The sequence below is a fragment of the Halomonas sp. DP8Y7-3 genome (assembly GCF_019801675.1).
GTDB classification, from domain to species: Bacteria; Pseudomonadota; Gammaproteobacteria; order Pseudomonadales; family Halomonadaceae; genus Halomonas; species Halomonas litopenaei_A.
This window is the reverse complement of sequence record NZ_JAHVIO010000001.1, coordinates 124,859-140,163: the sequence shown is the minus strand read 5'-3', so window position 1 is coordinate 140,163 and position 15,305 is coordinate 124,859. Positions and strand designations below refer to the sequence as shown.

Genomic DNA, 15,305 nt, shown 5'->3' with positions numbered 1-15,305 from the left:
CCTACTTTTTTTCCTTGAACTGCTGGTAGGTCTCGCGGGCGCGCTCCAGATGTCGTGCCATGGCGGCTCTGGCAGCATCGGGCTGGCGTGACAGAATCGCGTCAAGCACGTCCTGATGCTCCGCCTCCACGCGCTTTAGATAGGTCACGCTGGATTCGGCATTGACTTCGCTGGACGCGAGTTTTGAGCGCGGAATGGCGCTCAGATCCAGCTGTTCCAGCGCCTGGGGGAAAAACGGGTTGTGCGTTGCCTGAGCGATGGCATGGTGAAAGTCGAAATCCTCGTTGCGTGCCTGACTGCGCTGTTGGCGCGCCTTGACGAAGGCTTGGTGAGATTCTTTAAGCCGATCGACATCCGCCAGCTCATGGCGCTCGGCGGCCAATGCCGCCGCCGCAGGTTCAAGGTTCAAGCGCAGCTCAAGCACGTGCAGGATATCTTCTACGGTGGTCGGCCTGATGCGCTTCGCTGGCATGGCTTCTGCGGGCGCCTGGCGAATAACGGTGGTGCCAACACCACGCCTGGCCTCGACCAGGCCCAGGGACTTCAGATGGGCCACCGCTTCACGGATCACCGTGCGGCTGACACCAAAGGAGTCGCACAGACCGCTCTCCGTGGGCAGTTTTTCCCCTACAGAGATGGTGCCAGCGGTGATCAACCCCTCCAGTTGGTCGGCCACATTCATGGAAAGGCTGCCCTCACGGGTCAGCTTCTTGACGTTGAGCGGTACCGGTTCCGTTCGGGGTACAGGCTTGGCTGCCATGGTCGATTCCTCTTCAGTGCGCATGCAGGACGCACGTCTTTCCGCAAAGCGTCATTGTAACAGGGTGTTGACGGCGGGTCTTTTAGGCGATCACCGCCGACATTCCTCGTTATTTGGTACAGGGTCGCCCGCCTTGGCGATGCGCCGCTGTGCCCATTGGTTCAATCATCCGGGTGGCCCTGGGCGGTAAATTTGCCGCCCTGAAAGCGCACGGCTGGGTCGTTCGGGTCCAGGCGCCCTTCCCTTGCCTCCGTCTGGGCTCTCCAGGGCTCCGAGCTGTCCTTGGGTACCCAGCCCAAGAATCCCGCCTCGCGGTTGTCCCACCATTGCTCGGCGTTGTTGGATGCGCCATACACCACGGTATAACCGAGCTTGGGTGCAACGAAGGCGCGCTCCAATAATGCCACGAAGTCGTCGACGCTCATCCAGGTCGCCAGCATTCGAGTGTCGGCCGGTTCTGGAAAGCAGGAGCCGATCCGCACGGCGAGGGTTTCCACCCCGAATTTGTCAAAATACAGACTGGCCAGGTCCTCGCCGAAGCACTTTGACACCCCATACAAAGAGTCCGGTTTGTGCGGAACCCGGGCATCCAGACGTTCGGTGCGTGGATAGAAGCCGATGGCATGATTGGAGCTGGCGAAGACAATGCGCGAGCACTGCTGCTGCCGAGCCGCCTCGTAGAGATGATAGGTGCCCATGATGTTGGCGGGCAGAATCTCCTGCCAGGAGCGCTCTACCGAAACGCCACCGAGGTGAAGAATGCCGTCGCAGCCGTCGACCAGGCGCATGACCGCAGCACCATCAGCGAGGTCTGCCCGCACGACTTCCTCGTTATCTGCCGTTGACCCGCCTGGTAGTTCCGCCACGTCGGACAGCCGAACGTGGCGAGCAAGACGGCCCAGGTGCGGTCGCAGGGCCTGGCCCAGACCACCCGCTGCGCCGGTTACCAGTAGTCGATTCAGCATGTCAGTCTCCTTGATCTGTACGCCCGTTGAATCTCTCGACTGCTATCTCTATCCCGGCCAGGCTGAGCGTGCTGATGCTCATGCCCATTAACGGCCCGGTCCATCCACCGTTACTCTGCCGACAAGCCTGTTCTCAAGCTATTCAGCTGGCAAACCCATACAGCGTGGCCGGGTTATCGACCAGGATCTTCTGACGTTGCGCTTGTGTTGCCCAGCTCAACAGAATATCCAGCTGGTCAGGGTCGTCCGGGTATTGCTCCCGTGGCACGCCGACATGTGGCCAGTTGCTGCCCCACAGGATTCGCTCTGGCGCGTGGGCGATCACCCTTCGAGCAATCGCGCCCACGTCCTCGTAGTGGGGTCCTCCGGTCACGCTTGATTCGTAGCCGGCGCAGATCTTGAACCAGGCATTGCCCCGATCCAGCAATCGCAGAATTGCGTCTACGCGGCGGTCATCAGCGGGAACTGGATCCATGAACTTGCCGATATGGTCAATGATGTACGGGCAGTCGATGCCTTGTAAGGTTGGCAAGTGCTGGTCCAGCTCTCGGCCATTGAATTGCACCATCAAGTGCCAACCTAGTGGACGGATCAGCGGCTCGATCTGCTTGAGTTGAGCGATCGGCACGGCGCCACCGGGCAAGTTCATGATCCTGGCACCACGGATGCCTCGCGCGTGCCACTGCTCCAGGGTGCTCATCGAGGTATCGGGGGCCACCACGGCCACACCGCGGGCGCTATCAAGGCCGAGCTGGTCGAGGGAGCTCAGCAAGGCGCCATTGTCGAACTGGTAAGCGTTGGACTGGGTGACGACCACACGGTCCAGTCCCATCCAGCGTTGATAGCGGCGCAAGTCGTCGACCGTCGCCAGTTCCTTGATCGGCGGTCCGCCTGGCTGACCTTCAAAGCCCTCGAGATATAGGTGCACGTGGCAGTCGGTAGCACCTGCCGGGGCTACCAGCCGAGGGTGGCGTCCCTCGAGTGGACGGGTGTTGGCCGGAATCACAGGTTTGTCTCCTTGAGGGCGAAACGTGTCAGGGCGTCGCGATCGATGTCGATGCCAAGCCCAGGACCATCGGGAATCGATACCCAGCCGGCATCATGCTCCAAGGGCTTAAGCACCACGGCTTGCCGAAAGGGGTTGTGGGTACGGTCAAACTCCATGATGGGCTCGATAGGCTCCCGTCTCGGCGGGTTGGGTGGCAGCGCGGCCATGGCCTGAAGGCTGGCGGCAATACACACTGCAGTACCCCACACATGGGGAATCAGCCGCACGCCGTGCAGCGCGGCCATGTCCACCACCCGGCGCATTTCGGTGAAGCCCCCTACCCCACAAATATCCGGCTGGCAGATGTCGATGGCCCGACTGGCGAGCGGCTCTTGCATGGCATAGCGGCCGTGCCAGTTTTCACCACTTGCCACCGGCAGCGGCTGACCTTCACGCACCGCGCGATAGGTCGCTATCTGCTCCGGCAGTACCGGCTCCTCGAACCAGTCCACCCCGAAGGTCGCCGCCTGACGTCCCACTTCAAGTGCTTCGAGCAGATCGTAACCGTGGTTGGCGTCGATCATCAGGCGACGGCGAGGACCGATGGCTTCCCGCACCGCAGCGATGACCCGCAGGTCCTCTTCGACGTTGAAGCCAATCTTGATCTTGACCCCGTTAAAGCCTTCCGCCGCATAGCCGGCGACCTCTGCCGCGATATCGCTGACGCGATCGACGCCGTCACGGCGAAAGGATCCAGTGGCGTAGGCCTCTACACGCTCTCTGAAGCGGCCTCCCAGCAACTCGGCAATGCTGGCTCCATAGTGCTTGCCCTTGATATCCCACAAGGCGATGTCGATGCCGCTGAGCGCCGTCATGGTCAGTCCACGCTGGCCTTGATCGCGCAACCGGTTGTACAGCTCGAGCCAGCGCTTTTCATGCTCGAGGGGGTTGGTGCCGATGAGGGACGAAGCATAGGTGGCCACCACCCCCGCGTTGGCCTGGGCCGGTCCCAGGCATTCGCCCCACCCCACGGTGCCATCATCACAGGTGATCTCGACCAGGCAGTGCTGGCGGCGTTCGAAGCGCATAGAGGCACTTTCGAAGGCCTGGTCAAGGGGGTGATCCAGCAGATGGGTCTGTACCTTGGCTATCTTCATGGGTGATGCTCCGACGTCTTCGGCAGTGGGTCTAGGGGCGTTCATTGCAGCCAGTTGGGTAGCGCCATGGACAGTGCCGGTACATAGGTCACCAGCATCAGCGCAGCAAACAACGCCAGATAGAACGGCCAGATGGTACGTACGGTCTGCTCGATCTTGATCTTGCCCACCACACTGCCGACGAATAGACAGGCGCCTACCGGTGGCGTGCACAGGCCGAGGCCAAGGTTCATCATCATCATGATGCCGAACTGGATCGGATCCATGCCGAACTGAGTGGCGATGGGCAGAAAAATCGGTGTACAGATCAAAATCAATGCGGCCATGTCCATGATCATGCCCAGAGCCAGCAGGATCAGGTTGAGCATCAGCAGAATGGCGATGGGATTGTCACTGATGCCCAGCAGCGCCTCGGTGAGCAGCTCCGGTACGCTGTACAGTGCGAGCAGATAGGAAAATGCGGACGCGCAGCCCACCAGAATCATCACCAGCGCGGTGGTTCGCACCGACTGGTAGACAGCCTGCTTAAACGAGGCCCAGTTGAGCTCGCGATAGACCAGTGCGGTGATGACGATGGCGTAGATCGCACCGAAGGCACCGGACTCGGTCACCGTCAGCACCCCGGAGAGTACGCCGCCGACGATGATCACCGCCGTCAGAAGTCCTGGCAGTGCCGCCGCAAGGCTGACCACCAGCGCCTGCCAGCCGGGGAAAGGCTCGCCCTGATACCCTCGTTTCACCGCGACCAGATAGGCAGCCAAGGCCAGTAGCGCGCACATCACGATGCCCGGCACGATGCCCGCCATGAACAGCTGGGTGATGGAAAGACCGCCACCGGCTGCCACGGCATACAGAATCATGTTGTGACTGGGGGGGATGACGACGCCGGCCACCGACGAGGTGACGGTGACATTGACCGCATAGTCTGCGTCATAGCCCTTTTCCTTCATGACCGGTATCAGAATGGAGCCCAGCGCCGAGGTGTCGGCCACCGCAGACCCTGAAATGCCACCGAACAGCATCGATGAGGTGACGTTAACCACCCCCAGTCCGCCTCGCACACGGCCCACCGCAGCGGAGGCGAGCCTGACCAGACGCTGGGAAATTCCCCCATGCAGCATCAGTTCGCCGGCGAAAATAAAGAACGGAATCGCCAGCAGGGAAAATACCGAGATACCAGAGAGAATCCGCTGGAACGCGACAAACAGTGGCAGGCCCTCGTAGAGGAAGCCGCCTACAGCAGCTAACCCAACCGCAAAGGCAACGGGAGCACCCACCGCAAGCCCGAGTGCGAACAGCCCAAAGACGATCGCCAGTCCCATGTTCAGGTCTCCTGTGTGGATGTCGGGTGGCCAGCGAGACGCCGGACAATGTTGACCAGGGCGAATAGCGACATCAGCACGCCGCAGATCACCAAGGGGGCCGCACGCCAACTTTCAGAAAGCCCGAGCATGGGAATCGGCCGGGCCAGGTTGGTCATCATCAACAGCCAGCCCTGCCACGCCATGAAACCGCCAAAGGCCAGCACAAACAGGTCAGCAAGATGGTGCATCAGGGTCTTTATCGGTCCGGGCATGGCATCCCTGAGCAGATCGATGGACAGATGAGCGTTGTGGCGAACCCCCGCTGCGGTGCCAAGGCACGTGATGTACACCACGCACAGCAAGGCGGATTGCTCCACCCAGGTGGGCGTGTCATTGAGGATGTAGCGACCAAACACCAACCAGCCGAAGGTGATGATCAAAAACACCAGCAAGACCCCTGCCACCATGATGCAGCCGTGGGCCAGGCTATCCAGCAGCCGGTCCAGCGTATCCGGCGGCTGCCGCTGATAGCGAATGGAGCGGGATTCAGGCGACGCCGGAGGAAAGGCCCCGCGGCGCGTCGACGTTGACCCTTCCGAGGCGCTGGGTACTGGCTCCGCCGAAGACGATTGATGGGGTGCTTTCACACAGATACCTCCCTGCCGGCCCCATGCAGGGGCCGGCCTAGCCTGATCGCAGAGGAAACACGGCATCATCGCCTGAGCGCATGAGTTGTTGCGTTGCGCGGTGCTCGAACACCTCGCCTATGCCGCATGGGCTCCGAGTTCTTCGCTTCCGGAGCCTTGCGTGTCATTGCGCTCGGCTGATGTCGTCAGTGCTTCCTTGGGCTGACGATGTCAGCGCGTCCGTGAGGTTAGTCGGCCTGCGCCGCGCGAATGTCATCGACCAGAGATGCAAGGTCGGGGTTATCGCTCAGGAAGCCGTCATAGACCGGTTCCATCAGCGTCTGGAAGGCCGTCTTGTCGGGCACTTCATTGATTTCGACGCCGGCATCAAGCGCCTTTTGACGGCTGGCCTCGGTGCGCTGGGCCCACAGCTCCCGTTGCTCGCTGGTGGCGATCGCCGCTGCCTCCCTGATGGCCGCCTGATCGTCGGCCGAGAGCTGCTCCCAGCTACTTCTGGCCACGCACAGGCACTCTGGAATCACCAGGTGATTGGTCAGTGAGTAATAGCGGGCTACCTCGTAATGACCGCTGGACTCATAGGAGGGGAAATTGTTTTCCGCACCATCGATTACACCCGTGGTCAGCGACTGATAGACCTCCCCGTAGGCCATCGGCGTGGCATTACCGCCAAGAGCGTCGATCATCTCCACGTACAGGTCGTTGTTCATCACCCGCACCTTCATGCCCTTGACATCATCAGGGGTCTGCACCGGATGATCGGTGTTGTAGAGGCTGCGTGATCCGGCGCCAAACCAGCCAATAGCGATCAAGCCTTGTTCTTCCATGGCAGCAGCGAAGCGGTCACCGATCTCGCCGTCCATCAGCTCATACATGGCCTCTTCGCTTTCAAAGATGAACGGCAGTGACAGCACATTGGCCGCAGGCACCATGGGCCCCATCGGTCCCATGTTGAAATTGCCGAAGTCCAGCGCTCCATTGCGCGTCTGCTCTATGGCGTCGGGCTGATCTCCCAATACGGCATTGTGGTAGACCTTGGGGGTGATCCTGCCGTCGGTCTTGTCATCGACCTGCTTGGCAAAGGTCTCGAGCGCAATACTATTGGGATACTCCGGTGGGTGAATGTTCCATCCCCGCCACTGTTCCGCCATGGCGGGGGTAGCAACAAGTCCCACGCTGGCAGTAACGGCAGCAAGAATGGCGGCGTTGGTGGCATGACGTGCAGAAGACATGGCGAGACCTCGTATCGACGTTATTGCTGTTGTTGTCATCTCTGGCGCCCGGAGGAATGCCCCTACCCTGCGGCTCCCCCGTCTGGCGCCAGGCTCACACCTGATCTTGTTATATTATGTATGACAAAGTAGTGTCTTGAGCATCCAGATCGCAAGTCGCAAATAACATCTTTTGACTAAAGTGCAAGGTCTTACTGTGAGCCAGCAACGGGACATATGAGCGCGAGTGTTATCTCGGCGAGATACGGAAGCGGCGCGAGTTCAAGCTGCATCACGCCGATGCCAAACACCACCAGTGACCTTTGCTGGGCAGCGGAAACACGCAAGGTGTCAATAGTTGTAAATCTGCAATTCCAGAGCCGATATGGGCACGGCCTGACCTGAGCCTGGCGCTCGCAGGCAGGAGCGCCCTGGTGTCATGTGGTGCTCGGTAAGTGACGCGGCTACCACCATTGGCAAGTGCAACAGTTTCTGGACCGCAGCGTGTCTCAAGCGGCCTTCCAGCCCTGCACAAGGGCCCTAGAAGGCCCAGGCGGCGGACAAGGAGACGGTATCGCCGTCAAAGCGGTTTTCCGAGGACACGTCGTGAAGCCACTTGCCGATCAGCGTGACCGGTGTCTGCCCGAGGGAGACACTCTTCATGAAGGCCGGCCCCACCCCTGCTCCGCTGCTGCGGAAGCCATCATCCAGACGGTCGGGCACCGGCCCGGAGTCCGACTCCAGCTGCTCGTAGACATAACCGGCTACGCCAAGGCCGAAACCCGGCGTCACATATTTGGCGGCCAACACATCCAGGTGAAATTCGTCCCCGGTCGTATAATCGGTGGCATCGTTCTCGAAGTTGAACAGGATGCCAGCCGTCAGTGACAGGTCCCAGCCGCTTGCCGGTAGCCAGCTATAGGTGATTGTCGGGTCGATGGCCCAGTAGTGGCGCCCCAGATTGATGCGATCATCTTCGTCGTAGCGTCCCACCGGAATATTCACTCCCACCGCTGCGGTGGTGTGATGCGCGCCGTTGGCCCAATTCAACGCAATGGGCACCAGGTACGGGTCACCGAAGCCATCATTGCTGCCCGTGCTGAAGCGCTCTTGCCCGGCAAATTCGGCGTTGAGATCTACGCTGACATCAAACACATAGGGAATGTTGATGCCAGCAATGTAGGTAGCCCCCAGCCATTCCACGTCTGTGACCCAGGTAAGCTTCAGCAGGTTGAACCACAGGGTCTGCTCAAGGCCCGCATCCAGTCTACCGCCCAAAGGTCTGGCACCGATCTCCCCTTCGTAACGCACCAGATCATTGCGCGCGTAGACGCCGGGCGGCGGTGCAAGCCCGGCAGCAAAATCGTTATAGGCCCCGGGAACATAGATACTGCTTGCGCCCTCTGAGGCGTGGGCGGAGGCCGCGATCGAAAGGAGCAACGGGGCTGCGAACACCGATAGCCAAGGACGGGACGGGCGTCCTTCCAGGCGGGGGTAGCGGTAGTCGGCAGCAAGACAACGGGCAGGCATGGTCAGCGCTTCCATCAGATGGTGTGAAGCAAAGTATAGGGGGGCTGCCCAACTTTTTGGCACAATTTGCAAATTGCCTGACGTAGCGACGGATCCAACGAGACGTCGTGGCCGAATTGGCAGCGACGTCAGTGACGGCGTCTTGTTTCAATCGGCCTACGTCGGGATGTCAAAACGACAGCGGCGCCCACCAGGGGCGCCGCTGTTGTGCTTGGCTGTTATTGCCATCACACCGTTCAGTCATCGGCCGGAGCGTAGGAGCCATCCTCGCGATGCACTTCCTTGCCGGTCAGTCCCGGTGTGAAGACACAGGCCAGGTGCATGGTCTTGCTGGCCCGCAGCAGGTGCTCGTCATGCTGGTCCAGGATATAGATATCACCTGGCTTGATCGGCCAGATCTTGCCGTCGGCCAGAGTCTCGACCTCACCTTCACCCTCGATGCAGTAGACCGCCTCGAAGTGATGCTTGTAATGGATGTGAGTCTCGGTGCCTTCGAAGATACGCGTGATATGGAACGAGCACTGACCGCCATCATCGGCGAGCATCAGTCGGGTGCTGTCCCAGTTACCGTTTTCTGCCTTGACCAGGCGATCGGTTTGACGTGCTTCTTCCAAGTTACGAACGATCATTGAACACTCCATTGTCAGGGGGTTTCGACGGGCCATGGTGCACCATCCCTCGGGACGTTGGTGCCACCATGACCCTCGATCTTATCAGGCCGTGGCTATCTCAGGGCTAAGCCAGGATTAGCCGGTCCTGAGGATCTCAGCTAAGCGCTTCGTGAGTACTGCGCTCGAGGATATCGAGGCCTTCGAGCAAGTCTTCATCGGTGATGGTCAGCGGGCAGAGGCACTTCACCACTTCACCATCTTGGCCACTGGTCTCGATGACCAGGCCGTTTTCAAAGGCCTTGGCGGTAATCTTGTCAGCCACCTCACCGTTTTGAACGTCGATACCACGCATCAGTCCGCGGCCGCGCTCCGACGCGGTGTAACCCTTGTCATTCAGCCAGGCGGCAATCTTCTGGAAGCGTTCCTCGACGATGCGTGCCTTGCGCTGGACATCACGCTCGAAGGTATCGTCGCTCCAGTACTTGCGCATGGCCGCTGCAGCGGTCACGAAGGCCAGGTTGAAGCCACGGAAGGTACCGTTGTACTGGCCGGGCTTCCACTTGTCGAGTTCGGGACGCATCAAGACGTGGGCAAACGGCAGGCCGAACGCGGACAGCGACTTGGAGTTGGTCACGATGTCCGGTGTGATGCCCGCGTGTTCGAAGCTGAAGAACTTGCCGGTGCGGCCGCAGCCCGCCTGGATATCATCAATGATCAAGAGGATATCGTGGTCGCGGCAAATCTTTTCGAGTCGCTTGAGCCACTCGAGCCCAGCGACGTTGATACCGCCCTCACCCTGAACGGTTTCCACAATCACGCCCGCAGGCACGTCCAGGCCGCCGGACTTGTCACCGAGGAGCTTTTCAAAGTAATCCAGCGTATCTGTCTCGCTGCCCATGTAGCCATCAAACGGCAGGAAGGATGCGCCCTGGGTCGGGATGCCGCCGGTGGCTTCACGGAACTTGCGATTACCCGTGGTGGCAAGCGCCCCCATGGTGACGCCGTGGAAGCCATTGGTGAAGGTCACGATGTTGTGACGTCCCTTGGCCACGCGGGCCAGACGAATGGCCGCTTCCACCGCATTGGTGCCGGTCGGACCAGGCAGGTGGACCTTGTAGTCAAGACCACGCGGCTTGAGGATCACCTCTTCGAGGGTCTCGAGATAGTCGCGCTTGGCGGCCGTCCAGAAGTCGAGACCGTGAATGATGCCGTCGGTGGCCAGGTAGTCGACCAGCGCCTGCTTGAGGTGCGGGTTGTTATGCCCGTAGTTGAGGGTACCTGCACCGGCAAGAAAGTCGATGTACTCGCGACCGGTCTCGTCTGTCAGGCGAGCATTCTGCGCCTTGGTGAAGACGACCGGAAAGGAACGAGAATAGGTACGAACGTCGGATTCCATGCGTTCGAGGATCTGGGTCTGCATTGGTGACCTCCTGTCGGGTTCGTAAGCAGTGAATCTGAATGAGGAGAGAATGGCGAAGCGTCGGTAAATGCCTCGCCATCAAGTGATGGGGCTAGATGCGTGTGGTATCGAACGGACCGATGCGCACGAGGTTTTCGGGATCGTGCTCACCACCTAGCTGGTCAGTGGAGAAATACTCGCGACTGTTAAGCGGGGCCTGCCAGCGATCTGCCAAGCGTCGAAACAATCCCCACGAGGCCTGGTTATCAGGCGTGATGGTGGTCTCGAGGTGGTGCACCTCGGTAAATTCTGGTCGCGTCAGAATGGCCTCGACCAAGCGCCGTGCCAGTCCGGTTCCGCGGGCCTTCTCGCCCACCGCTACCTGCCACAGGAAGTAGGTGTCCGGGGCATTGCTTTTCACGTAGCCAGAAACGAAGCCGACAATTTCCCCTTCCTCGTTGGTGGCAACCGCACAGCTGTCACGGAACTGGGTCGCCAGCAGCAGATAGGCATAGGCGGAATTGACGTCCAGCGGGGGGCACGACTTGACCAGCTCGTAAATCCCCCAGCCGTCTTCGGGATTGGACTTGCGAATAAACAGCGGCGCCTCTTCGTGCCCGACCACTGCATCTGCCACGGTGGGCTTGGCGAGGTCGGCGGAAGGTGTGAAGGGCTCAGTGCTTGCAGTCATGTTCGTTATGCTTCGCTGTAGCGAATTTGGACAGCCATTATAACAGTCGATTATGACATTTCAAAATCTGGATTATTCTTAAGCCTCAGAATCATAACAAAATGTTATGCGAGCACCGTAGCGCCCGTGGTTGGGCGCCTTGGTACCGGCAGTAGCCGCCAACGCTTGCCAGCGACTCGAATGTCAGCCCAGGCCCCCGTTCTTGAGGTGCGTATCGACACTCCTGGATCATGAAATACGTACCTCAATGAGTATAGAAGGCGCTTGACGAACGGCCAGCTTCCGTTTTTCTCATCGCCTCAGCAACGCCAACTGCTGTGAAATCCGCCACAACCTGTCACTAACTTCGCGGATTCGCGCTCCCGCTATGGGCAATGTCTGAAAGTGCGCAGCTCCTCGCTGCGTCACGGTTTCACAATGCTTAGGATCCTTCTCATTCAGGGCCTCGTGTCTATGGCTCCGTGTTTATAGCCCCGTGTCTATGGCCCCGTGCGCTGTCAGGGAGGATCTCGCATGCCGTTGTTGTCGCGTTCATGTCGCTTGGGAAATGTCCACTGGGTGGGCTGTGTCCTCGTAGATGACGGCAAGACGGGAGGGCACTGACATGTGGATACCTCCTTCCTCCGGTCAGCCGCCTTCTGGCACTTCCGATAACTCTGACGCTTCTGACCAGCCTGGCACGAATGCCCCGCCCTCCCCCCGCCGCTTGCATGAGCTGTTGGCTGCCTTTGATGTCCCTCTGACCCAGGACCACCGGCTGCTCAAGCTTCAGCTATCCGGCCATTCCTCATCCCGCCACGCCCTGATTCCCCATCGCCTGGTCGGGGAGGAAATGCTGTCGCGACCCTATCGCTATCGTCTGGACGTGATCGCCCAGCGTGGAGATATCGAACTCAAGTCGTTGATCGCTCAACCCGCCACGCTGGAGATTCGCCAGGCCGACGGGAGTTACCGCCAGCTTTCCGGGCTGGTGGAATCCGCCGCCCTGCTCGGTGAAGACGGCGGCGTCTTCTACTACCAGCTCGAACTGGTGCCCTGGCTTGCCATGCTCAGCCTTGGCCGCGACAGCCGCATCTTTCAGGACAAGACGGTGGTCGAGATCATCGAAGCGGTGTTCGACGGCCACGACGTCGCCAAGGGGGGCTATCGCTTCGACCTGCGCCGGGACTACCCCGCCCGCAGCTATTGCGTGCAGTACCGGGAGAGCGACTACCACTTCGTCAATCGCCTGATGGAACAGGAAGGTCTGTTCTACTATTTCGAGCACCACCCCTTTACCAACGCGTCCTCCGACAGCGCCAGTGGCGCGGGCGAGGTCAGCCACCGTCTGGTGATCACCGACGATGTGATGACCTGCCCCGCCGTCGCCCCCCAGACCATTCGCTTTCATCGTCAGGCAGCGACAGAGACCGAGGACGCCATCACCCAGTGGGGCGGCAAGCGGGTGCAGCAGCCGACGCGTGTCAGCCTGGCGACCTTCGACTACAAGCACCCACGACGCGATACCAGCAACACTCAGCACACCATCCGTGCCCAGGGCAATCTGCCCGCCAACGAGGTCTATGACTTTCCCGGCGAGTACTACTATGCGGACCATGGACGGGGCGAGCGTCTTGGCGTCAATCGCCTGGAGGCGCTGGAATCCCGCGCCAAGCGCTTCTTTGGTGCCGGTGGTGCTCGCCAGCTCCAGGTCGGCGGCCATTTCACTCTGACCCAGCACCACCAGCATGACCGAGGCGATGCCAGCGAACGCGAGTTTCTGGTGCTGGCGCTGAACCTGTACGCCGAGAACGCCCTGCCGGTGTCGGCTCACCTCTCGACCCTGCCGGGCAGTTTGCAGCAGGAGCTGACGGACGCCCGTCGCGCCCATGGCCTGGATCACGCGATTGATGGCCAGAGTCTTCACCAGGGTGACTATCAGCGCGCCGGGACCGGCCACTTTCTGGTCGACTTCGAGGCCCAGCGGCGGCTCCTGCCCTACCGCTCGACCCTTGACCACCCCCGGCCCATCGTGGGTGGCCCCCAAACTGCCATCGTGGTGGGCCCCGAAGGGGAAGAGATCCACACCGACCGTCTCAACCGGGTCAAGGTGCAGTTTCATTGGGACCGCGAAGGCGCCCATAACGCCCAGTCGAGCTGCTGGCTGCGCGTCGCCTCACCCAATGCCAGCGCGGGCTGGGGCGGGGTGTTCGTGCCGCGCATCGGTCAGGAGGTCATCGTCGACTTCCTCGAGGGCGACCCGGATCGTCCGCTGATCACCGGGCGCCTCTACAACGGTGACGAACGACCCGAGTGGCACTCCAACGGCCTGCTGTCCGGCCTCAAGTCGAAGACCTACCGGGGTGGCAAGTACAACGAGCTGGTGTTTGACGATGCCACCGATCAGGAGCGAGTGCGGCTCAATTCCGAACATGCCAAGAGCCAACTCAACCTCGGCTATCTGATTCACCAGCAGGGCAATACGCGCGGCGACTTTCGCGGTACCGGCTTTGAGCTGCGCACCGACGCCTATGGCGCCGTACGCGCCAACGAGGGCCTGCTGCTGACCAGTTGGGGCCAATTGGGGGCAGGCGGTGAACAGCTCGACCTGTCACCGGCCTGGCGTGAACTGCAAGCCGCCTGGCAGCTTGCCGATACGCTGAGTGACAGCGCCGTTGACCATCAGGCCGAACCGCTGGCAAGCCTCAATGACCTGCACAAGGCCAGCGACGACGCCCAGGGGCGCCATGGCCGACCCGCCAGCACCAACAAAGACCGCTTCGATGGCAGCAGCGCCCAGAGTGCAAGCCAAGGCGGCCAGGGTGAGGCCGGCAGCCTCAAGGCGCCCTGGCTGCACCTGGCCTCCCCTGCCGGTATCGCCGCCAGCACGCCGCAGTCGACGCACCTGGTGCAAGGCAAGTCGCTCAGCATCACCAGCGGTGAAGACATTAACTTAGCGGCCGGGCGTAGCCTGATCGGCTCGCTGTCCGAGAAACTCTCGCTGTTTGTCCAGCGCGCCGGCATCAAGCTGTTCGCCGCCCAGGGCAAGGTCGATGTCCAGGCCCAGTCTGACGAGATGGCCCTGACCGCCGAGAAGAAGGTCACCATCACCTCCACCGAGGATGCCGTTCACATCGCCGCCGCAGAAGAGATTCTGCTTACCAGCGGCGGGGGCTATATCCGCCTCAAGGGCGGCGATATCGAGATTCATGCGCCGGGGCTGATCGACGTCAAGGGCGGGCAGCACCTGTTTGCGGGGCCCGCGAGTCTCAGCTACCCCTTGGCCAACCTGCCCGTGACCGAGCCCACCAATCTGGAGCTTGAACACCTGTACGGCAACGGCCAGCCGGTACCCGGAGCGCGCTATCGCGCCATTCTCGCTGATGGCTCGATCCGCCAGGGCGTACTTGATGCTGCTGGCAAGGCGACCCTCACCGGCGTCCCCACAGGAGCCGTTCAGGTCGAGTACTTCCAAGACCCGAGGGATATCGAAAAGCGGCCCCAGGCCTGGCCACGCACGCCGCCCGCCAAACCCCGCGTCGACGTACCGTCAACGGGAGTTGTCGCGTCAGCTAAGGGCAGCCCACGAGGAATGTTCCCCGGCCAGAACAAAGGCACATCGATGTCTCCCCCGGCAGGCTTTTCCTCCCCCGGCGGGCCGGGTCCTTCGCCATCGTCATTACCCTCGTTGCTGGCCTCAGCCGTGACGGCCGGCTTGCCCCCGTTGAAGGACGTGTTACCAGATAGTCTCCGACCCCATGAGAGGGACAACTTTATCGGCAAGGTCGTCGACAAGGCCGGGCACCAGCTCGAACAGCGGGCCAAGAAGGCCGTCCTCGAAAAGGCCTTCAACAAGATCCTCAAAGAGGATGGCGTACCCGATGATCTACTCGATGGGGGACTTCAGGACACGCTTCAGGATCGCGCCTCGCGGCCAACCGACATCCCCTTGTCCTCCCCTGGTTGGCCAGGGGGGGCACGCAAAAAAACCTAGCTGACACGGTAGATCAAAAGACGCGTAGGCCAAGCGCTAGAACGGTGACGCTGGCGAAACAGGGACCGTTTC

Annotated in this window: 12 protein-coding genes; 1 reads left to right on the top strand and 11 read right to left on the bottom strand. The window is 60.9% G+C overall.

The features are described 5' to 3' along the window. Position 1: 1 nt before the first annotated feature. The 11 genes from KUV86_RS00605 to ectA all read right to left on the bottom strand — a co-directional run bounded on the left by KUV86_RS00605 (position 2) and on the right by ectA (position 11,260). A complete protein-coding gene (locus KUV86_RS00605) occupies positions 2–760 on the bottom strand; it encodes a FadR/GntR family transcriptional regulator (RefSeq protein WP_222238456.1) in 759 nt (252 codons plus the stop codon). A 161-nt stretch (positions 761–921) separates the two neighbouring features. Beyond that, positions 922–1,725: an NAD-dependent epimerase/dehydratase family protein gene (locus KUV86_RS00600; RefSeq protein ID WP_206938735.1), complete on the bottom strand. Its 804-nt coding sequence runs from the start codon at positions 1,723–1,725 to the stop codon at positions 922–924. A gap of 142 nt (positions 1,726–1,867) precedes the next feature. Beyond that, positions 1,868–2,731, bottom strand: coding sequence for an amidohydrolase family protein (locus KUV86_RS00595; protein WP_222483258.1), 864 nt, complete (start codon positions 2,729–2,731; stop codon positions 1,868–1,870). After that, positions 2,728–3,870 (bottom strand): mandelate racemase/muconate lactonizing enzyme family protein, encoded by a 1,143-nt coding sequence (locus tag KUV86_RS00590; protein WP_222483257.1) that lies wholly within the window; start codon positions 3,868–3,870, stop codon positions 2,728–2,730. The genes KUV86_RS00595 and KUV86_RS00590 overlap by 4 nt, the downstream gene beginning before the upstream one ends. 41 nt (positions 3,871–3,911) lie before the next feature. Next, entirely contained in the window at positions 3,912–5,192 is a 1,281-nt protein-coding gene (locus KUV86_RS00585; protein ID WP_206938731.1) for a TRAP transporter large permease, read from the bottom strand. A 2-nt stretch (positions 5,193–5,194) separates the two neighbouring features. After that, the gene (locus KUV86_RS00580) at positions 5,195–5,821 is read right to left on the bottom strand and encodes a TRAP transporter small permease (RefSeq protein WP_315900574.1); all 627 of its coding nucleotides are present in this window, start codon (positions 5,819–5,821) and stop codon (positions 5,195–5,197) included. 227 nt (positions 5,822–6,048) lie between these two features. Beyond that, positions 6,049–7,050 (bottom strand): TRAP transporter substrate-binding protein, encoded by a 1,002-nt coding sequence (locus tag KUV86_RS00575; protein WP_206938729.1) that lies wholly within the window; start codon positions 7,048–7,050, stop codon positions 6,049–6,051. Positions 7,051–7,569: 519 nt separating this feature from the next. Next, entirely contained in the window at positions 7,570–8,559 is a 990-nt protein-coding gene (locus KUV86_RS00570) for a transporter (RefSeq protein WP_222163816.1), read from the bottom strand. Positions 8,560–8,795: 236 nt separating this feature from the next. Continuing rightward, the gene (locus KUV86_RS00565; protein WP_206938725.1) at positions 8,796–9,188 is read right to left on the bottom strand and encodes an ectoine synthase; all 393 of its coding nucleotides are present in this window, start codon (positions 9,186–9,188) and stop codon (positions 8,796–8,798) included. A 136-nt stretch (positions 9,189–9,324) separates the two neighbouring features. After that, positions 9,325–10,590 (bottom strand): diaminobutyrate--2-oxoglutarate transaminase, encoded by a 1,266-nt coding sequence (ectB, locus tag KUV86_RS00560; RefSeq protein WP_222163817.1) that lies wholly within the window; start codon positions 10,588–10,590, stop codon positions 9,325–9,327. Between the two features lie 91 nt (positions 10,591–10,681). Continuing rightward, positions 10,682–11,260, bottom strand: a complete 579-nt coding sequence (gene ectA / locus KUV86_RS00555; RefSeq protein WP_222163818.1) for a diaminobutyrate acetyltransferase — start codon at positions 11,258–11,260, stop codon at positions 10,682–10,684. Positions 11,261–11,864: 604 nt separating this feature from the next. On the opposite strand from ectA, the gene KUV86_RS00550 reads away from it, so the two are divergent. Further along, a complete protein-coding gene (locus KUV86_RS00550) occupies positions 11,865–15,233 on the top strand; it encodes a type VI secretion system Vgr family protein (RefSeq protein ID WP_222483256.1) in 3,369 nt (1,122 codons plus the stop codon). Positions 15,234–15,305 lie beyond the last annotated feature (72 nt).

Coding starts and splice junctions, on each gene's coding strand:
- KUV86_RS00605 (WP_222238456.1), bottom strand. CDS start 760: ATGGCAGCCAAGCCTGTACCCCGAACGGAACCGGTACCGCTCAACGTC.
- KUV86_RS00600 (WP_206938735.1), bottom strand. CDS start 1,725: ATGCTGAATCGACTACTGGTAACCGGCGCAGCGGGTGGTCTGGGCCAG.
- KUV86_RS00590 (WP_222483257.1), bottom strand. CDS start 3,870: ATGAAGATAGCCAAGGTACAGACCCATCTGCTGGATCACCCCCTTGAC.
- KUV86_RS00585 (WP_206938731.1), bottom strand. CDS start 5,192: ATGGGACTGGCGATCGTCTTTGGGCTGTTCGCACTCGGGCTTGCGGTG.
- KUV86_RS00575 (WP_206938729.1), bottom strand. CDS start 7,050: ATGTCTTCTGCACGTCATGCCACCAACGCCGCCATTCTTGCTGCCGTT.
- KUV86_RS00570 (WP_222163816.1), bottom strand. CDS start 8,559: ATGCCTGCCCGTTGTCTTGCTGCCGACTACCGCTACCCCCGCCTGGAA.
- KUV86_RS00565 (WP_206938725.1), bottom strand. CDS start 9,188: ATGATCGTTCGTAACTTGGAAGAAGCACGTCAAACCGATCGCCTGGTC.
- ectB (WP_222163817.1), bottom strand. CDS start 10,590: ATGCAGACCCAGATCCTCGAACGCATGGAATCCGACGTTCGTACCTAT.
- ectA (WP_222163818.1), bottom strand. CDS start 11,260: ATGACTGCAAGCACTGAGCCCTTCACACCTTCCGCCGACCTCGCCAAG.
- KUV86_RS00550 (WP_222483256.1), top strand. CDS start 11,865: ATGTGGATACCTCCTTCCTCCGGTCAGCCGCCTTCTGGCACTTCCGAT.